Origin of the sequence: Allochromatium tepidum (assembly GCF_018409545.1) — a bacterium.
Taxonomy (GTDB): Bacteria; Pseudomonadota; Gammaproteobacteria; order Chromatiales; family Chromatiaceae; genus Thermochromatium; species Thermochromatium tepidum_A.
On the sequence record NZ_AP024563.1, the window covers coordinates 770,324 to 788,542 of the forward strand.

An 18,219-nucleotide genomic window follows, 5' to 3' on the forward strand; every position below is an offset into this window, starting at 1 on the left:
TCTCGATCAGCCGAAGCAGAACCGATCAGCGGTGCATTTGCACACTGATTTGCACACTGGAGGGAATGCAGTCGAGTCAGACATGAAAAAACCGGCCTTAGCCGGTTGATTTCATTCGAGAAAATTGGTCGGGGTGACAGGATTCGAACCTGCGACTTCTGCCTCCCGAAGACAGCGCTCTACCAAGCTGAGCTACACCCCGTGAATCGATACGCCGTCAATACGTGCGAGCGACCGCGAAATCCGCCAGCATGGCGAGTGCGTCGTTCGCGGGCGAAGCGGGTAGACGTTCGAGAGCGTCTTTGGCCCGTGCCGCGTAGGACTGTGCGAGCTGCGTAGTATAGTCGATCGCATCGGTGGACGCAATAGCCGCCGTGACGGATTCGATGCGATCGCGTCCGCCATGCTCGATGGCATCACGTAGCAGGGCGCGCTGCTCGGGCGTGCCGACGTCCATGGCGCGAATGATCGGCAGGGTCGGCTTGCCTTCGTCGAGATCGTCGCCGACGTTCTTGCCCAGCTCGGCATTATCGACACTGTAGTCGAGCGCATCGTCGACGAGCTGGAAGGCGATGCCGAGACAGAGACCGTATTCGCGTATGGCGTCCTCGATCTCGGGCGGCGACTCGGCGAGCACGGCGCCGAGTCGGGTGCCGGCCTCGAACAGGGTCGCGGTCTTGCGGCTGATGACCTCCATGTAGCGCGCCTCGTCCGTGTCCGGATCGCGCTCGTTGAGCAGCTGCAATACCTCGCCCTCGGCGATGCGGTTGGTGGCGTGCGCCAGCACCTCCATCACCCGCATGCTGCCGACATCGACCATCATCTCGAACGAGCGCGAGTAGAGGAAGTCGCCGACCAGCACGCTGGCGTCGTTGCCCCAGACCACATTGGCGGTCTCGCGATTGCGCCGCAGTTCCGAGCCGTCGACCACGTCGTCGTGCAGCAGGGTCGAGGTGTGGATGAACTCGACGATGGCCGCGAGGTCGATGTGGCGCTCGCCGCTATAGCCGCAGGCGCGCGCGGCGAGCAGCACCGAGAGCGGACGCAGCCGCTTGCCGCCGCTGTTGACGATGTAGTGTCCGATCTGGTTGATCAGCACCACGTCGGATTGAAGTCGGCGCAGGATCAAGGCGTCGACGGCCTTGATGTCCTCGGCGACGGGTTGTCGAATCCTGGAAAGGTCCATGCGTGTCTGGGATCTATCGTGGAATGGCGGCGGATGCTAGGGGCGGGGGCGAAAGGCTGTCAAGCCGAGCGCCTCCGGCTGTCGATTCGAGAAGGGTACGCAATTTGGCGCTCCCGGTCGACAGCTTGCCGACATTTGGGCAGTTTTGGACCGGGATGTGGTTTCGGGCGTTGACCCAACAGGGATTTTCTGATTAAATTCCGCTTCTTTGTTCCGGCGCGGAGCGTCGGCCCTATCCGAACACTCCTGGGGATCTTCAGAACATGTACGCGGTCATTCAAACCGGTGGCAAGCAATACCGGGTTTCCGAAGGTGACACGGTCAAGATCGAGAAGCTGACCGCCGAGGCCGGCGACAGCGTCGATTTCGAGCAGGTCTTGATGGTGGCCGATGGCGATGATGTCAAGGTCGGCAAGCCTTACCTGGCCGGCGGCAAGGTGACGGCGACCGTCGAGTCGCACGGCCGCGCCAAGAAGGTCAAGATCATCAAGTTCCGTCGTCGCAAGCATCACATGAAGCGCCAGGGCCACCGTCAGTGGTTCACGGCGGTCAAGATCACCGGCATCAGCGCCGGCTGAGGAGTCAGCATCCATGGCACACAAAAAAGCAGGCGGCAGTTCACGCAACGGCCGCGATTCCGAATCCAAACGACTGGGCGTCAAGATCTTCGGCGGCCAGCAGATCCGGGCGGGCGGCATCATCGTGCGTCAGCGCGGCACCCGTTTCCACAACGGCGTCAACGTCGGTTGCGGCAAGGATCACACCCTGTTCGCGCTGACCGACGGCGTGGTGAAGTTCATCACCAAGGGTCCGAAGAACCGCAAGTTCGTCACTGTCGAGAGCGCCTGAGTTCGCGTCGCATCGGCGCGCGGCCTGCCGCGACGGTTCTTCGAACCACTCGCCGGCCTGTCTCGATCACGCTGTTCGCGCCGATCGCGAAGCCTCGTCCCTCGGGCGGGGCTTTTTCTTTTTCGAGATCAAAACTATGAAATTCGTCGACGAGGCCGTCATTCGGGTCGAGGCCGGCGATGGCGGAAACGGCTGTGTGAGTTTTCGACGCGAGAAGTACATCCCCAAGGGTGGTCCGGACGGCGGTGATGGCGGTGACGGCGGCAGTGTCTATCTGATCGCCGACAACAACATCAACACCCTGGTCGATTTCCGCTATCTGCGCAAGCATCGCGCCGAGCGCGGCGAGAACGGCAAGGGCAAGCACATGACCGGGCGCAGCGGGCAGGATCTGACGGTCCCGGTTCCGGTCGGCACGCGCGTCTTCGATCAGGCGACCGAGGAGCTGATCGGCGAGCTGCTCGAACCGGGTCAGCGGCTGCTGGTGGCGCAGGGCGGTTTCCACGGCATCGGCAATGCGCGTTACAAGTCGAGCACCAACCGCGCGCCGCGTCAGTCCAAGCCGGGCACGCCGGGCGAGCGGCGCGATCTGTTCCTCGAACTGATCCTGCTGGCCGATGTCGGGCTGCTCGGTTTCCCGAATGCCGGCAAGTCGTCGCTGATCCGCAAGGTCTCCAGCGCGCGGCCCAAGGTCGCCGACTATCCCTTCACCACGCTCTATCCGAATCTGGGCGTGGTACGGGTCGGTGAGCGGCGCAGCTTCGTGATCGCCGATATTCCGGGTGTCATCGAGGGCGCGGCCGAGGGGGCGGGGCTGGGCATTCACTTCCTGAAGCATCTGGCGCGCACGCGCCTGCTGCTGCATCTGGTCGACATCGCCCCGCTCGACGAGAGTCCGGATCCGGCCGATCAGGTGCGCAAGATCGAGGCCGAGCTGGATGCCTTCGGCGCCGGGCTGCCGGACAAGGAACGCTGGCTGGTGCTCAACAAGATCGATCGGCTCGAACCGGAAGACTATGAAGCGCGGCGGGCGCAGATCGTCGAACAGCTCGACTGGCGCGGGCCTGTCCATACCATCTCGGCGCTCACCGGCGCCGGGACCGAGACGCTGATCAATGATCTGATGTATCGCCTGGAAGCGCTCAAGACCGACCCCGACAGTACCGGCACCGTTCAGTCCGACGCGGGCGCTTCCGACTGGGATGAGTTCGACGACTCGGCGACCGGCGACTGGCATCCTCTGGATTGAACACGGATACGATAACAACTTCAACACTCTGAGCGCGGTTGCAGCATGATCTCGCGAGACAGGATTCCAGGTACGCGGCGTTGGGTGGTCAAGATCGGCAGTGCGCTCCTGACGCGCGACGGCCAGGGCCTGGAGCGCGCCATGCTGGCGCCCTGGGTCGAGCAGATGAGTGCGCGCCGTCAGGCGGGTCATGAAATCGTGCTGGTGTCCTCAGGTGCCGTGGCTGAAGGCATGGCGCGCATGGGCTGGCGGCGTCGGCCCAAGACGCTGCATGAGCTGCAAGCGGCGGCGGCCATCGGTCAGATGGGGCTGGTGCGAGCCTATGAGGACTGTTTCCAGGCGCGCGGACTGCATACGGCCCAGGTGCTGCTGACACGCGACGATCTGTCCGACCGCGCGCGCTATCTCAATGCGCGCAGCACGCTGCGCACGCTGCTGAAATTGGGCGTGATCCCGGTCATCAACGAGAACGACACGGTCGCGACCGACGAGCTACGCTTCGGCGACAACGACACCCTGGCCGCGCTGGTGGCTAATCTGATCGAGGCCGATCTGCTGATCCTGCTCACCGATCAGGATGGGCTTTTCGACCAGGATCCGCGCAAGAACCCGGACGCCAGGCTCATCCCCGAGACCTGGGTCAGTGATCCGCTGCTCGATGAGGTCGCCGGCGGCAGCGTCACCGGGCTCGGTACAGGCGGCATGGTTACGAAGGTGCGTGCGGCGCGTCTGGCGGCACGCTCGGGGACGCCGACCATCATCGCGCCCGGACGGGGTGAGCAGGTCTTGAACCGCATCGGTGCGGGTGAGTCGGTCGGTACGCTGCTGATTCCCTTCCAGGGGCCGCAGGCGGCGCGCAAGCAGTGGCTGGCGGGTCATCTCCAGGCGCGTGGTCGGCTGGTGCTGGACGCGGGCGCGGTGCGTGCCTTGCGCGAGAAGGGCACCAGTCTGCTGGCCGTGGGCGTGAAGGCGGTGCAGGGGCGTTTCAATCGCGGTGAGGTCGTCATCTGTCTCGACGAGGCCGGACAGGAGATCGCGCGCGGTCTGGTCAACTATGACGCGGATGAAGCCGAGCGCATCCGGGGCCGTCCGTCGTCGAGTTTCGAGTCCATCCTCGGCTATCTCGACGATGAGGAACTGATCCATCGCGACAATCTGGTGTTGACCTGACCGGCGGTCATTGCAGCTGGGCCGTCACCGATACTGGGCGTGCTCTTCGAGCGCCGTCATCCGCCAGTTCAATCCCTTCAGGGCGGACCACCCGGCCTGTTCCCTGTAGCCGGTACGGATGGCCGGCAGATCGACGAAGGGTACGAGAGCTTGTGTCTCCTCGGCAGCCAAGGCAATCAAGGTTCCGGGCGTCGATAGCGCCTGGGACTCGCTGCACACCTTCGTGCGCACCCCCGCGCTGCGCTCTTGGACATCATGAAGCCGCCAGCACCTCATCCACCGTCCGCGCCACGACATAGTGCGCAGGCGACTCTCCGTCCTCCTCCAGCGCCTTGAAGTGCGCCTTCCCGCACTCGATCTTGGCCCGCTCCTTGTCCCGCAGATCGTCGGCGAACAAACCGCTCTTCGTCTCGACCACGAAGTACAGCCGCTCCGCCCCGTCCTTCTCCACCAGCACCGCCCAGTCCGGGTTGTAGCTGCCGAGCGGCGTCGGCACGGTGAACCAACCCGGCAGCTTCGCGTACACCTTGATGGCGTCGTTCTTTTCAAGCTGGTCGCCGAAGGTTCGCTCCGTGTCCGAGTCGTAGACGATCTGCTCGTAGACGCCCTTGTTGGCGTCGAGCAGGTTCTTGAGGTAGCCGGTCAGCTCCTCTTGCTCGAACAGCTCCTGCGCGTAGTAGTGCTCATCGCCCAGTCGCTGATACTTGATGCCGTCCACCACCGCCAGCCGCTTGCACCGGTTGATGGCTTCGGCCGTCAGCTCGATGAAGGCCTGCGGGTTGCGCTTAAAGTCCTTGAGGCGCCCGCTGCCGCTCAGGATGCGCTGGATGCTGCGGCGCGTGAGCTGCGTTCGGTCCTGCAGCTCCGTGAGCAAGTCGGGAAGCTCGATGTCGCCTTCGTCGATCACCACGGTCGCCGCGCCGTCCCGCTCGGTCGCCTCCACGCCCGCCTTGCCGATGGCGATGTCAGCCTTGCGCCATTGCAAACGCGTCTTCGGGATCGCGGGCGCCTCCCGCACCGCGCGGATACAGCGCTCGATCAGCTTCTCGTTGTCAAATTGCACCCGATAGGTGGTCTTGTGCTTGATGCGGTCCCACAGCGCCTTGAACTCGGGGCTGTGCAGCACCGCCTGGCGGGTGCGCACCTGGCGGCGCTCATCGGCGTTCCTGATCTCCAGCCGCCCGGCGAGCTTCTTGAGCACGGCCGTGATCTGGTCGCGTTGCGCGGCGAAGGGCTCGGGCACCACCAACGTGTCGTCCTTCAGCGCCTGCTTGAGCGAATCCTGAACCTTGCCCTTGGCGTCGATGTACCCCGCGGCCTTGAGATGTTCCCATAGCGCCCTGGACTGCTCCACGCCAAGCGGCACCGTGCCGCCGTCGGGTTGGCTAACCGGTATGCCGGCGAACTGGTGCGGCTCGACGACGCCGAAGCGGATGCCGGTGTCCTCTTCGATCTCCTTCTGCAGGTTTTCGGCGAACTGCTCGTAGCTCTCCATCGCCACCACGGTGAGCGTGTTGACCTCGAAGCCGCGGACGCGCTCGCCCTGCTGGTTGACGCACAGGCGCAGGCCCCGGCCGATCGTCTGGCGCCGCTCACGTTCGGTCTGGATGTCGCGCAGCGTGCAGATCTGGAAGACGTTGGGGTTGTCCCAGCCTTCCTTGAGCGCGGAGTGGGAGAAGATAAACTTGAGCGGCGTGTCGAAGCTGAGCAGCTTCTCTTTCTCCTTCATGATCAGGTTGTAGGCGCGCTCGGCGTTCTCGCGATTGCTGGCGTTGTTCTCGGCGGTGTCGGTCCAGCCGCCCTTCTTGTCGATGGAGAAGTAGCCGTTGTGCACCTCCTCGGCGGCGCGCGTGAGGTCCACTTCCTGAAAGAGCGTGCGGTAGTCGGGCAGGTTCGCCGCGCGCCGGTACTCCTCCTCGAAGATGCGCGCGTAGTCGCCCTTCACCGGGTTGCCGTCGGCGTCGTGCGACCGGTACTTGGCCACCTCGTCGATGAAGAAGAGCGACAGCACCTTGATGCCCTGCGGCCGCAGGCGCTTCTCCTTGTCGAGATGCTCGCGGATGGTGCGGCGGATCATCTCGCGCTGCACAGCCAGCGCATCCACATCGCCCCAAGCCTGACCCGGCTTCAGGTACAGCTCGCCGCCGGGTACACGCAGCTCGAGATATTCATTGCCCTTCGCCGCGCGGATCTCGCCGATGCGGCAGTTGGCGTACATCGCCCGGCCGGTGGTCTGCTCCAGGTTGTCGCCGTCCTGCACGGTGACTTCCTGCCGCCGCACCTTGCCGCCCGCGGTCTGCATGTCCAGCTCGACCCGCGCGCTGATCGTGCCCTTCTTGTTGCTCACTGAGATCAGGCGCACGTAGGGCTTGTTGTGTGCATCCTCGATCGTGGCCGAGGCCACCTCGATCTGCTTCACCAGCCGCTTTTCAAAGGCATCCACCGCGTCCAGCCGGTAAACCATGTGGTGCTTGTCCACGTGGGTGGCCGAGTAGCGCAGCGTGCACAGCGGGTTCATCGCGTCGAGCGCGGCCTTGCCCTGGCCCTGGAGGCCGCCGTCCACGCTCTGCGGCTCGTCCACGATAACGATGGGGCGGGTGGCCTTGATCAGGTCGATGGGCTTCTCGCCGCCGGTCTTCTCGCTGTCCTTGTAGAGGTTGTTGACATCCTTCTTGTTGATGGCCCCGACGGTGACCACCATGATCTGGATGCCGGCTCTGGTGGCGAAGTTGCGCACCTGGCCGAGCTTGGCCGAATCGTACAGGAAGTAGTCGAAAGGCACGCCCGCGTACAGGCTCTTGAAGTGCTCCTCGGTGATCTGGAGCGACTTGTACACACCCTCCTTGATGGCCACCGACGGCACCACGATCACGAACTTGGTGAAGCCGTAGCGCTTGTTCAGCTCGAAGATCGTGCGCAGGTAGACGTAGGTCTTGCCGGTGCCGGTCTCCATCTCCACCGTGAAGTCGCCCGAGGCCAGGGTCTCCGACGGCGCAAGGCCGTTGCGGATCTGAACGTCGCGGAGGTTGGCGAGAATCTCATCGTCGAGCAGCGTCAGACGGTTGCCGACGCCAAGGTCTCCGACGCCCGGGTCGCTCTTGGCAAACGCCAGGCTCGTCTGCCGCGTGACGGTGAACTCCGTGCGGCAGATCTCCTGCCCGCGGAACAGATCACACACCGCCTCGATGGCTTCGAGCTGGTAGTCGAGGTTGGGTTCGAAATGAAGCTTCATAGACAGGCCACCACGCCTTGCAGAAAGCATTGAAAACTGCGCGAGCGATTGCGTTCGGGTTCCATGTGTTTGGCAATATTCCGGGCCGCGTCGATCTTGGGAAAACTGTTACGGTAGATGCCGTTTTGTTTGAGGAAATGGTGCAGCCGCTCCCAGGTGCCGCCGTTGTCGGGATTGTTGAAGGAGTTCGGGAACCGGACACCGCCCAACGAGGTAAAAGCACGTTGCAGCGCCGCGGTATCGCCCATGAACCAAGCCTCCAGCTCCTCGATGGCGATGCGATTGACCACCTGGAAAGCAGCACCACCCGTTCCCGCAGCCGTTTTTGTCTGCAATCCGGCGTTGCGAGCCATGTCTTCAAGTTGCCGTTTCAAGGCGTGACAGTCGTCGTTGTCCCGATCGATCAAGACGATGACCTTGATTTCCTCGCCTCCATCCATCCGCCTTTTGTAGCCGCGGAGCCGGTCAGGGAGCTCTTTCATGAGCCGCCCCTTGCTGCGCATGTTGATCACCTTCCACTCGGCGCGATTCCCGATGATCTTCGGCAGCAGGTGCCGCAAAGCCTCTTCCATGGAGGGCTCCTCCACGAGCAGTTCCAGTCGGCTCATGCCCCTTCCTCGGGAGCCAGGGGGTCGCCCACGTCGAAATGTCCCTCCATCCACAGATCCCCCAAGGATGCCCCCTCTGCAAGAAATTCCCTGATGGCGGGCATATCCGCTACCCGCTTCGCCCGGGTGTAGCCATCGGCGCCTCGATAGAGCACCCGCACCTGTTCAGGACGCAGCCGATCAATAAAGAAGGGGGAGTGGGTGGTCACGATGAGCTGAGTGCGCTCCGAAGCCATGTCACACTCTTCCGCCAGTTCCGGCAGAAGCCGGGGGTGGAGGTAGTTTTCCGGCTCTTCGATGCCGATGAGCTGCGGTGGTTCCGGATCGTAGAGCAGGATCAGGTAGGCCAGCATCTTCAGTGTTCCATCCGAGGCGAAGCGCGCCAGCACCGGGGAAGAAAAGGGTGCATCCTTGACCTGCAGCAGCAGGCGGCCGTCGTCCAGCGGGCGGGAGGTCACCTCCTCGATGCGGGGGACACGGCGTTTCAAGGTCTCAAAAATCTTGTTCAAGCGTTCCGGATGTTCCTCGCCCAGGTATTGAATGACGTTGGCCAGGTTGTCGCCCGTCTGGGACAACCGTTCTTCCGCCCCTGCCTCCGGGTTGCCCCGTGCCGCGTCGGCGGAAAGGTACGAAAGATGCCAGCCGGTGATGAAGTGGCGCAGGGCGATCACCCGCGGGTTCTCCGCGAGCTGCCCCAGAGTGTTCACCGCCAGCACATCCGGTCCGGAAAGAGGCTTTTCAATACGTTTGTCCTGCGATTCCGGCTGTTCCCCGGTAATGACCTTGCCTACTCCTTCGCGATAATCGAGAAAGTAAAAGGGGGCCCCCGGGTGGGTCCGCTTCCAGCGTAAAAACTCACGTTTGACCACCGGCCCCCGATCTTTTTCGTCGATTTCCAGGTGATAGGTGATCAGCGGCGTGCCCGGCTTTTCCCGGTATTGGAGCTCAATCACGATGGGGCCTTCCGAATCCCGACTCCGGAGTTCCCGGAAGCGACCTCGCCGATCCCACGCCTTGCGCAGTCCTTCACCGAAACACTCGGACAGAAAGGCGAACACGTCGAAGACCGTGGACTTGCCGCTGCCGTTGGGGCCGAGCAACACGTTCAGCGGCGTGAGGTAATCCAAGCGCACATCTCGCAGGGCACGGTAATTCCGCACATGCAGAGCCTCTACACGCGGCGGTTCCAAGAATTCACTCATCACAAACTCCTGACGTTGGCGATGCCGGCCTGCTCAAGAATCGCGGCGAGGTTGGTCTTGGCCACGTCGTCGGCAAAGGCGCTATCGCGGAAGACACAGGTGGTATCGGCTGCCGGGGCGAGCGCCTGGTGCCAGGCGACGATGCCTTGGGCCAACGGTTCCACCTCCTCGCGGGTGATTTCCGTGGCGAGGCAGGCCAGCAGCACGCCGCCGCCGATGCTATGCACGGCCTTGCCGGCGATGGTCCTGGTTTCGATCGGCACGCACAGGTCGAGGCCGAGCTTGAGCAGCAGCTCGTAGAGGATGTCCTGCTCGGTGCGGCCCTCTTTGATGTGCTCCACGTGGTCGAGCAGCGTCTGGTCCAGGTTATGGCGGTCCGGCTCCCAGGCGCGGATGTTGCTGGAGTCGAGCTTGAAGACGCGAAAGCCGGTGTCGCCATCCCAATCCGGGTGCTCTTCCTTGAGCTTTTTTCCGGCGCGGCGGAGGCGTTCTTTGGTGATGTCGGCCAGGGTGCGGAGGTGGGTTTCCGGTTTGGGCAATGGCTCAGGGATCTGCACCAACACGAAGCGCCGGTTGCCGCCGTCCTGCCGGTTTTGCTCCAGCACCGCGTGGCCGGTGGGGCCAGAACCGGCGAAGAAATCGAGCACGATATTTCCGTCTTCCGGCGCGGTGGCGATCTGCAACATGCGCCGGACGAGGGAGGTGGGCTTGACGGTGTCGAGCACGTTGTCCCGGTGCTCGAAATGCACCAGCTCCAGCAATTCTTTCTTGGCGTCCTGGGTGTGGCCCACCTCCTTGTAGGACCACAGGGTCTGGGGCACCCGGCCTTGCTGCACCTCGGAGAGGAACCGCTTGAGCCTAGGCATGTTGTTACCATCTTGGCCCCACCAGATACGGTTGTCCCGGTCCAACTCCTCGAATTTTTCCTTGGAAACACGCCAATACGTTCCCGGCGGCGGCCCCTCGATCACCCGCCCGGACGGGCAGGTCACCGGATAGACCCCCTCGCTGTAATAGTTACGGGCTGTAAGGTTGTCCGACATCCACAGCCCTCTCGGGTCGTTGTCCGGATTGTCGTAGCGGGCCTCCATTGCCTCGGTGCGAGGTAGAAGCCGCGGCCGCCAGGTCTCGGTGCTTCGGGCATAGACCAGGATATAGTCGTGGTCCTCGGAGAAATGGCGGGCTGCGTTCTTCGGCGAATAGATCTTCTGCCAGATAACGCTGGCGATGAAGTTTTCGGCGCCAAAGATTTCGTCGAGCACGATTCGCAGATTGGCTACCTCGTTGTCGTCGCAGGAGACGAACAACACCCCATCACGCCGCAGCAAGGCGTGTGCGACCTTCAACCTCGGATACATCATGTTCAACCAATCTGTATGAAACCGCCCGCTCGTATCAGGGTTGCTCGTCAGCGGCGAGCCCTCGTCGTCCACTTGGCCGGTAAGTCGCTTGTAGTTGCGGATGTTGTCGCGGAAGTCGTCCTTGTAGATGAAGTCGCGGCCCGTGTTGTACGGCGGGTCGATGTAGATGAGCTTCACCTTCCCCGCGTAGCTCTTCTGCAGGAGCTTGAGCACCTCCAGGTTGTCGCCCTCGATCATCAGGTTCTGCGTGGTGTCCCAGTCTACGCTGTCCTCGGGGCAGGGGCGCAGCGTGCCGGTGGAGGGCGTGAGCGCGAGCTGCCGCGCGCGGCGCTTGCCGTGCCAGTTGAGGCCGTACTTCTCATCACAGTCGGTAACGGTCTTGTCGCCTACCAACTGCTTGAGCACGTCCACGTTCACGGCGGCGCCGTCCGGCCCCTCGGTCACCAATTCCGGGAACAGCGCCTTGAACCGGGCGATGTTCTCGGCGACAAGGTCGGGGCTCTTGGTCTCGGGGTCGTTGGCGGTCAGCTTCTTCATTTTGGTTCTCCAGAACTCTGGTTCACGCGGAGGCGCGGCGACGCGGAGTGAGACGGGGAATAGTGGTTGACCACGCGCTGCAGGCCTTCCTTGAGCGTGGGCGCACCGAAATTGATCAAGAGTCCGACGGGGAGCTGCATCAGGCGCAAGTAGGTGAGAAGCTGTTTGGGATGAACTGGGGCCGGCTTCTCCACCGATTTCAGTTCCACAATGACGCGATCCTCCACCAGCAGATCGAGCCGCAGGCCCTCTTCGAAGACCATGCCGTCGTATTCGAATCGGATGATCTTCTGGCGTTCGACGCTCAATCCGCGGTGTTCGAGCTCGCGTGCCGGGACAGCCTCGTACACCGACTCCAGCAGTCCCGGCCCCAGCCCGGTGTGCAGCACATAGGCGGCATCGACGATGGCGCCCGTGATGTCGTCTATCTCTTTCATCCAGTCTTCTCCGCGTTCTCCGCGCCTCCGCGTGAGTTCATAGCCTTTTCCCCACTTCAGCGCGGGCGGCCTCGGCGCGCTTGAGTTCCAGGTTCAGTTCAACCTGCCGCGGCACCTGCCGCTCCTTCTCTGCGGCCTTGCGCAAGCGGGCGATCTCAGCGTCCAACCGGGCGCATTCGCGCAGCGCCTCGCGTCGGGCGGCCGCCTGATCGGCCGACGTGGCCATCGCAAAACGACCGGTCACCGCGGCGGTCCACCCGTGCGCCGGGCGGCAGTTCGAGCGCGGCGATGACCTCGGCGGCGTTCAAGCGGATACCTCCGGCAGGATCACCAAAAGCGTGGTCTGGTTGCTACCCGCGCCGGTGACCCGGTGCGCGACAAGCCCCGCCGTTCAGGGCGGGGAAGGATAGCGCGGACGGCGGAGCCGTCCTATAATTCCATTGTCGGCGATAACCATGCCGACCTACGGCAGGACATGCCGGAAGTTACGCCTGTGGAGATACGAGCAGCGGTTGCGCACTCGGCCCAGGAACCCCCCGAAGCGACTCATGGGCGGCTCAATGCCGCGCCTCGTCGCCGTAGGAATCTCCGGCCTTCAGGCCGGGGAGGATGTCAACAGCGCTGAGTCCATACCGAGGGTCGTCTTGGCCCAAGGCGCGAGCTGCTCGTAGAGGTAGCGGGCGGTGTCGGCGAAGGCGGTGAAGACGATCACCTTGCGGTTGCCCTGGTTGATCGGGTGGCGGCACTTGTGCGCGTAGCTCGGCCAATTTGGCGTCGCGCTCGGCACTCACCTGCTGCGTGGCGGACACCAGTGTGGCCAGCCGGTTGCGGTCCTCGATCAGGTCCTGCTTCCAGCGCACGAGGTCCACATCCTTGAGCAGCACCTTGACCTTGCGGCCCACGACCAGACTCTCGAAGGCGGGGTCGTCGAGGTCGAGGTCGTCGATCGACATGTCGATCTCTTCCAGGTCCTCGGCCCGCGCTTCGATGCGTGCAAGTGTTGCCCCACCGATAGCCGAACACGAAGAGCGCCATCGCCCCGAGCGCGAAGACCAAGACGCACACCGAGACGCCGGCGATTGGGCAGGAACATGCCGCGCGGGCCTCAATCGGCCTGATCGAGCACGGCGCGCGCCGCCGCGATGGCCGCACCCGCGTCGGCGCGATAGCCCACGGCATCCAGTTCGCTCGCCATGGCGCCGAGACAGAGCAGGATGTTGGCCGGACGGCTGCTGTAGCCCATGAGTCCGATGCGCCAGACCTTGCCGGCCAGATCGCCGAGTCCGGCGCCCAGTTCCAGGTTGTAACGCGACAGCAGACGCGCACGCAGCGCCGCTTCATCGATGCCGGCCGGCACGGCGACGCTGTTGAGCTGGGGCAGACGCTCGGCCTCGGGCACGATCAGTTCAAGGCCCAGGGTCTCCAGTCCGGCGCGCAGGGCCAGATGATGATGGGCGTGACGCTTCCAGGCCGCCTCGACGCCTTCCTCGGCCAGCATCACCAACGCTTCGTGCAGGGCATAGAGGGCGTTGACCGGCGCGGTATGGTGATAGCTGCGCTTCTGCTCGCCGCTCCAGTAGCCCATGACCAGATTCAGGTCCAGGAACCAGCTCCGGACCCTGGTCTTGCGCGCTCGGACCTTTTCCAGGGCGCGCTCGTTGAAGGTCACGGGCGCCAGTCCGGGCACGCAGGACAGACACTTCTGAGAGCCCGCGTAGACCGCGTCCAGCCCCCAGGCATCGACCTCCAGCGGCGAGCCGCCGAGCGCGGTCACGGCATCGACGATGGTCAGACAGTCGTGGCGACGGGCGATCTCGGCCAGGGCGCGTGCGTCGGACTGGGCGCCGGTGCTGGTCTCGGCCTGGACGAAGGCGAGCAGCCGGGCGTTGGGATGGCGCTTGAGGGTGTCGGCGACCTGATCGGGATCGACGGCGCGGCCCCAGGTGCCCTGGACGACGATGGGCACGCCGCCGGCGCGCTCGACGTTCTCCTTCATGCGGCCGCCGAAGACGCCGTTGATGCAGACCACGACCTCGTCGCCCGGCTCGACCAGATTGACGAAGCAGGTCTCCATGCCCGCCGAGCCGGGGGCCGAGACCGGCATGGTCAGGGCGTTGCGGGTACGGAAGGCGGTGCGCAGCAGGTCTTTGACCTCGTCCATCATGCCGACGAAGGCCGGGTCGAGATGGCCGATGGTCGGGCGGGCGAGGGCGGCGAGCACGCGCGGGTGGACGTCGGCCGGGCCCGGCCCCATGAGGGTGCGAACGGGAGGATTGAAGGAACGAATGGTCATCGGCAGTACCCTGGAAATCAATCGACTGGCCGGCGAGTATAAGGCGATTTGCCGGGTCGTATGCAATGCGCGACCGAGGTTCCGAGACGGCTCGACGCGGTGACTCATGCAGTCGTCACAGAATGGCCATCCGAACGTCATGACCCGCCTTTATGCTCTCGCGGTCCGAATCCCAGTCTTTTCCAACCTCGAACCCACGGAGCACGACCATGGAGTCTTCAGTCAAGCAGGCGGTGGCGGCGATTCTGGCGCTCGGCTGCTGCGGCGCACCCGTCCTTGCAGGCACCATCGAGTTCAGCGAGGCGCCTGTCCCGCGCACCGATGCCGAGAAGCGCGCGATCCTGACCTCGCCCCAGGCCGTCGTCGACGGCGTGACGGTCGATCTCGGCTACAACACCATCCTGCGCTCCGGCCAGACCGGCGTCCAGGATGCGAACGGATTCCGCTTCGGCCAGCTCTACGACATCGATGGACGGCCGTTGCTCGCCGAGGATGGTTCGGCCTACATCTCCAACGACAATGACTTTGCGTCGCTGCTGCGCGGCGCCGACGGCAAGCTCTACATGGTCTCGCACTTCGAGTCGCGTCCCGGAGCCATGTATCTGACCGAACTGGCCCAGGATCCGGGCAACGGTCATCTGACCGCGCTGCGCACCCGTCCGCTCGACTTCTCGCAGGTCAACGGCGGCTGGGTCCATTGCGCCGGCAGCGTCACGCCCTGGGGCACGCATCTGGGTTCGGAGGAATACGAACCGGACGCCAAGCAGTGGCGCGACGGCACCATCACCGAGTACAACGCCGCCATGGCGACCTATTTCGGTGCAACGCCTGCCGAGGCCGGTTCGGTCATGAATCCCTATGACTACGGCTGGCCGGTCGAGATCAAGGTCGACGGCTTCGACTCGGCACGGGTCGAGAAGCACTATGCCATGGGCCGTATCGCGCTCGAACTCGGCTATGTGATGCCCGACCGCAAGACCGTCTACATGTCCGACGACGGCACCAACGTCGGACTGTTCCGCTTCGTCGCCAGCCGGCCGGGCGATCTGAGCGCCGGTGCGCTCTGGGTCGCGCAGTGGAATCAGAAGGACGCCCGTGGCGCCGGACTGGCCAAACTCAACTGGGTCTATCTCGGCTGGACCACCAACGACGAGGTGCGCGACTGGATCGAGCGCTATCGTTTCGCCGACATCTTCGACGAGGCCGAGCCGGTCGCGCTGGCCGAGGGCGAGCGTCCGACCTGTCCCGATGGCTTCACCTCGATCAACGCCGGGCATGACGATGGCGATCATCAGTGTCTCAGACTGCGCGACGTCAACCGGGACGGCACCGTCAACTGGATGGACGAGAACATCGCCTCACGTCTGGAGACCCGCCGTTGGGCGGCGATGCAGGGCGGAACGACCGAGTTCCGCAAGATGGAGGGCATCACCTATGACTCCGATCGTCATCGGCTCTATGTCGCCATGTCCGAGGTCGATCGCGGCATGCTCGATTACAGTCGCGCCGGACGTGCCCAGGGCAGCTATGACAAGTACGACATCGGCGGCCCGAATCACATGAGACTGGAGCAGGCCAATGTCTGCGGCGCTGTCTATGGACTGCACCTGGACGGCAACTATACGGCCGTCGACATGTTCCCGCTCGTCGTCGGCAAACCGCTGACCATGGATTATGGCGCCGGCGCCGAGTCGCCCGAGTATGACGGCGTCAACAAGTGCGACCTCAACGGCATCGCCAACCCGGACAATATCACCTACATGCCGGGCTACAACACACTCATCATCGGCGAGGATACGGGGTCGGGTCATCAGAACGACATGATCTGGTCCTACGACCTGACCTCGGGCCGGCTCACCCGCATCCAGACCACGCCCTACGGCTCCGAGACCACGTCGCCGTACTTCTATCCCGACATCAACGGCTTTGCCTATCTGATGTCGGTCGTCCAGCATCCCTATGGCGAGTCGGATGCCGACAAGCTCGAAGAACCCGGTCAGCTCTCGGCTTATACCGGCTACTTCGTCTTTCCGGCCATGAACAAGTGATCTTCGTTCGTCTTTGAAGTCGGGGGACTTCCACGGCGTCTCGGATCGGTCGCGTGCCGATCCGAGGCGACGGCGGGAGTTTTTGCCGCTCGACTCGAAGCATGAGGCCGTTCGCGTCAATCGGTACCGCTGCCATGTCATTTCAATCCCGCTTTCCCGCCATGCTCTCGATCCTGCTCGGCCTGTCTTGGGCCGGCTCGGCGCCGAGCGCCGGACTCGACGAGCGCATCCTCAAGAACGAGACGCCCCACATCGTCTCGCAGTGCTATACCAAGACGGTCGACGACCAAGGTCGGATCCGCAATCCCTGCTATGCCTGTCACACTCAGTCGCAGGCGCCCAACTATCTCAACGACCAGGATCTGCAACTGACCTTCAGTTTCCCGGCGCCGGCCGAGGAGAATCCCTGGAAGAATCTCTACAAGGATCGGCGCGCCGAGATCGCGGCGATCGGCGATGATGAGATGCGTGACTACATCCGCCGGAGCAATTATCTGGATGCCGAGGGTCGCATCATCCCCGCCCGGCGTCTGGCCGAGCCGCCGGAAGATTGGGACTACGACGACAACGGCCGCTGGGACGGCTATGTCCCGGATGCCTATTTCCGCTTCGACGACGAGGGCTTCGATCTCGACCCCGAGGGACGGCCGACCGGCTGGCGTGCCTTCGGCTATTACCCCTTCGTCGGTACCTTCTGGCCGACCAACGGCTCGACCGACGATGTGCTCATCCGACTGGACGAACCCTTCAGGCGCAATGCAGCCGGTGAGTTCGACCGCGCCGTCTACAAGACCAATCTGGCCATCGTCGAGTCACTGATCCGTCGGCGCGACATCGCCATCGAGCCGGTCGACGAGGCCGCGCTCGGCGGGGTCGATCTCGATCGCGACGGCGCCATCGGTACCGCCGAATGGGTGCGCTACGACTGGGCGCCGCGCGAGGGGCGTCTGATGTGGTACGTCGGCCAGGCGCTCGAAGAACAGCGTGCCGGGCGCGTGCATCTGGCCGCCGGACTCTATCCGGAAGGCACCGAGTTCCTGCATACGGTGCGCTATATCGACGTCGACGAATCGGGCGACAACCGGCTCGCCGCGCGCATGAAGGAAGTGCGCCACGCCAGGAAGCGCTATTGGATGACCTATGCCGAACTCGACAGCCGCATGGCCGCCGAGACCAAGGAGAAACACGACTTCCCGGATCGGGTGCGCGTCTTCCGGGGCAATCTCGAATCCGGAGTCAGCAACGATCAGGGCTGGGTCTATTCGGGGCTGATCGAGGATGCCGAGGGGCAGTTGCGTCCGCAGAGCTACGAGGAACTGGCCTTCTGTGTCGGCTGTCACGGCGGCCTGGGAGCGACCACGGACTCGAGCTTCGCCTTTCCACGCCGCTTCGAGGCCGACGGCTTCCAACGCGGCTGGCATCACTGGAGCCGGAAGGGGCTCGACGGCCTGCCTGAACCGTTGCGGCGCGCCGGCGAGCCGGAGTACGCCTTCTATCTCGCGGCCAATGGCGCGGGCGACGAGTTCCGCCAGAACCGCGAGGTGCGCGAACGCTTCTTCAATGCTGATGGCGAACTCAAGCCCGAGATGCTGGAACGGTTGCGTGAAGACATCAGCGTCCTGCTCTATGCCTCGCCCGAGCGCGCCATGCAGCTCAACAAGGCCTATCGGGTGATCGTCCGGGAACAGAGCTTCATCGAGGGGCGTGATGCCATGATCGAGACGGCCGGCTTCAACGTCCATCCCTGGGTCGATCAGAACACCCCGACCGGGGTCGAGGAGCCGCTGTTGGGCTACTGAACGTCCGTGTAGCCGGATGCCGAACCCGACTCGCGCGGGTTCGGCCGTCCGGCCTCGTCGCACCATGCTATGCTCGTTTCCGATCATGGCGTGGTTCGATTCAACCCGACGAGGTCCAGGTATGTCAGGCTGTTCCTAAAAACCTAAACAAAATTGCTTATGCAGCTTTTAGGCATTTCGCTCTCCGTTGATAACACCCTGGCGGGTGAGCAACTGGAGTCCGGGTTGAGCAGTCCCAACCGAATGGC

The 18,219-nt window shown here is 63.8% G+C and carries 16 protein-coding genes and 1 tRNA gene; 6 read left to right on the forward strand and 11 right to left on the reverse strand.

What is annotated here, in order from left to right; all coding sequences use genetic code 11:
* Window positions 1-125: 125 nt before the first annotated feature.
* Window positions 126-202: transfer RNA gene (locus Atep_RS03640), tRNA-Pro, on the reverse strand.
* 15 nt (window positions 203-217) lie between these two features.
* On the reverse strand, window positions 218-1,186 hold the full coding sequence (locus Atep_RS03645) for a polyprenyl synthetase family protein (RefSeq protein ID WP_213380319.1): 969 nt from the start codon (window positions 1,184-1,186) through the stop codon (window positions 218-220).
* A gap of 263 nt (window positions 1,187-1,449) precedes the next feature.
* Here Atep_RS03645 and rplU point away from each other — a divergent pair, with 263 nt between their 5' ends.
* The 4 genes from rplU to proB all read left to right on the forward strand — a co-directional run bounded on the left by rplU (window position 1,450) and on the right by proB (window position 4,454).
* On the forward strand, window positions 1,450-1,764 hold the full coding sequence (gene rplU, locus Atep_RS03650; RefSeq protein ID WP_012971351.1) for a 50S ribosomal protein L21: 315 nt from the start codon (window positions 1,450-1,452) through the stop codon (window positions 1,762-1,764).
* Between the two features lie 13 nt (window positions 1,765-1,777).
* Complete coding sequence (rpmA, locus tag Atep_RS03655) at window positions 1,778-2,035, forward strand: 50S ribosomal protein L27 (RefSeq protein ID WP_213380320.1); 258 nt, start codon at window positions 1,778-1,780, stop codon at window positions 2,033-2,035.
* A 136-nt stretch (window positions 2,036-2,171) separates the two neighbouring features.
* The gene (gene cgtA / locus Atep_RS03660) at window positions 2,172-3,284 is read left to right on the forward strand and encodes an Obg family GTPase CgtA (RefSeq protein ID WP_213380321.1); all 1,113 of its coding nucleotides are present in this window, start codon (window positions 2,172-2,174) and stop codon (window positions 3,282-3,284) included.
* Between the two features lie 45 nt (window positions 3,285-3,329).
* The gene (gene proB / locus Atep_RS03665) at window positions 3,330-4,454 is read left to right on the forward strand and encodes a glutamate 5-kinase (protein WP_213380322.1); all 1,125 of its coding nucleotides are present in this window, start codon (window positions 3,330-3,332) and stop codon (window positions 4,452-4,454) included.
* A gap of 24 nt (window positions 4,455-4,478) precedes the next feature.
* Here proB and Atep_RS03670 read toward each other — a convergent pair whose 3' ends face one another.
* From Atep_RS03670 to Atep_RS03710, 9 genes are all read right to left on the reverse strand, one after another.
* On the reverse strand, window positions 4,479-4,634 hold the full coding sequence (locus Atep_RS03670) for a hypothetical protein (protein ID WP_213380323.1): 156 nt from the start codon (window positions 4,632-4,634) through the stop codon (window positions 4,479-4,481).
* A gap of 73 nt (window positions 4,635-4,707) precedes the next feature.
* Window positions 4,708-7,686, reverse strand: a complete 2,979-nt coding sequence (locus tag Atep_RS03675) for a type III restriction-modification system endonuclease (protein WP_213380324.1) — start codon at window positions 7,684-7,686, stop codon at window positions 4,708-4,710.
* Window positions 7,683-8,294, reverse strand: coding sequence for a DUF4276 family protein (locus Atep_RS03680; RefSeq protein ID WP_213380325.1), 612 nt, complete (start codon window positions 8,292-8,294; stop codon window positions 7,683-7,685). The genes Atep_RS03675 and Atep_RS03680 overlap by 4 nt, the downstream gene beginning before the upstream one ends.
* Complete coding sequence (locus Atep_RS03685) at window positions 8,291-9,496, reverse strand: AAA family ATPase (protein ID WP_213380326.1); 1,206 nt, start codon at window positions 9,494-9,496, stop codon at window positions 8,291-8,293. The genes Atep_RS03680 and Atep_RS03685 overlap by 4 nt, the downstream gene beginning before the upstream one ends.
* Entirely contained in the window at window positions 9,496-11,394 is a 1,899-nt protein-coding gene (locus Atep_RS03690) for a site-specific DNA-methyltransferase (RefSeq protein ID WP_213380327.1), read from the reverse strand. The genes Atep_RS03685 and Atep_RS03690 overlap by 1 nt, the downstream gene beginning before the upstream one ends.
* Window positions 11,391-11,831 (reverse strand): GxxExxY protein, encoded by a 441-nt coding sequence (locus tag Atep_RS03695; protein WP_213380328.1) that lies wholly within the window; start codon window positions 11,829-11,831, stop codon window positions 11,391-11,393. Before Atep_RS03695 ends, Atep_RS03690 begins: the two co-directional genes overlap by 4 nt.
* Window positions 11,832-11,868: 37 nt before the next feature.
* Entirely contained in the window at window positions 11,869-12,075 is a 207-nt protein-coding gene (locus tag Atep_RS03700; protein WP_213380329.1) for a DUF4391 domain-containing protein, read from the reverse strand.
* 313 nt (window positions 12,076-12,388) lie between these two features.
* A complete protein-coding gene (locus tag Atep_RS03705; protein WP_236786441.1) occupies window positions 12,389-12,784 on the reverse strand; it encodes a hypothetical protein in 396 nt (131 codons plus the stop codon).
* 152 nt (window positions 12,785-12,936) lie between these two features.
* On the reverse strand, window positions 12,937-14,124 hold the full coding sequence (locus Atep_RS03710) for a pyridoxal-phosphate-dependent aminotransferase family protein (RefSeq protein ID WP_213380330.1): 1,188 nt from the start codon (window positions 14,122-14,124) through the stop codon (window positions 12,937-12,939).
* A 209-nt stretch (window positions 14,125-14,333) separates the two neighbouring features.
* On the opposite strand from Atep_RS03710, the gene Atep_RS03715 reads away from it, so the two are divergent.
* Together Atep_RS03715 and Atep_RS03720 are read left to right on the forward strand one after the other, a co-directional pair.
* Window positions 14,334-16,172, forward strand: a complete 1,839-nt coding sequence (locus Atep_RS03715; RefSeq protein WP_213380331.1) for a PhoX family protein — start codon at window positions 14,334-14,336, stop codon at window positions 16,170-16,172.
* Between the two features lie 134 nt (window positions 16,173-16,306).
* A complete protein-coding gene (locus Atep_RS03720) occupies window positions 16,307-17,971 on the forward strand; it encodes a hypothetical protein (RefSeq protein WP_236786442.1) in 1,665 nt (554 codons plus the stop codon).
* The last annotated feature ends 248 nt before the right edge of the window (window positions 17,972-18,219 follow it).

Excerpts from the sequence above, each read along its gene's own strand:
- Atep_RS03645 (WP_213380319.1), bottom strand. The coding sequence starts at position 1,186 with ATGGACCTTTCCAGGATTCGACAACCCGTCGCCGAGGACATCAAGGCC.
- rplU (WP_012971351.1), top strand. The coding sequence starts at position 1,450 with ATGTACGCGGTCATTCAAACCGGTGGCAAGCAATACCGGGTTTCCGAA.
- rpmA (WP_213380320.1), top strand. The coding sequence starts at position 1,778 with ATGGCACACAAAAAAGCAGGCGGCAGTTCACGCAACGGCCGCGATTCC.
- cgtA (WP_213380321.1), top strand. The coding sequence starts at position 2,172 with ATGAAATTCGTCGACGAGGCCGTCATTCGGGTCGAGGCCGGCGATGGC.
- proB (WP_213380322.1), top strand. The coding sequence starts at position 3,330 with ATGATCTCGCGAGACAGGATTCCAGGTACGCGGCGTTGGGTGGTCAAG.
- Atep_RS03675 (WP_213380324.1), bottom strand. The coding sequence starts at position 7,686 with ATGAAGCTTCATTTCGAACCCAACCTCGACTACCAGCTCGAAGCCATC.
- Atep_RS03680 (WP_213380325.1), bottom strand. The coding sequence starts at position 8,294 with ATGAGCCGACTGGAACTGCTCGTGGAGGAGCCCTCCATGGAAGAGGCT.
- Atep_RS03685 (WP_213380326.1), bottom strand. The coding sequence starts at position 9,496 with ATGAGTGAATTCTTGGAACCGCCGCGTGTAGAGGCTCTGCATGTGCGG.
- Atep_RS03690 (WP_213380327.1), bottom strand. The coding sequence starts at position 11,394 with ATGAAGAAGCTGACCGCCAACGACCCCGAGACCAAGAGCCCCGACCTT.
- Atep_RS03695 (WP_213380328.1), bottom strand. The coding sequence starts at position 11,831 with ATGAAAGAGATAGACGACATCACGGGCGCCATCGTCGATGCCGCCTAT.
- Atep_RS03705 (WP_236786441.1), bottom strand. The coding sequence starts at position 12,784 with ATGTCGATCGACGACCTCGACCTCGACGACCCCGCCTTCGAGAGTCTG.
- Atep_RS03710 (WP_213380330.1), bottom strand. The coding sequence starts at position 14,124 with ATGACCATTCGTTCCTTCAATCCTCCCGTTCGCACCCTCATGGGGCCG.
- Atep_RS03715 (WP_213380331.1), top strand. The coding sequence starts at position 14,334 with ATGGAGTCTTCAGTCAAGCAGGCGGTGGCGGCGATTCTGGCGCTCGGC.
- Atep_RS03720 (WP_236786442.1), top strand. The coding sequence starts at position 16,307 with ATGTCATTTCAATCCCGCTTTCCCGCCATGCTCTCGATCCTGCTCGGC.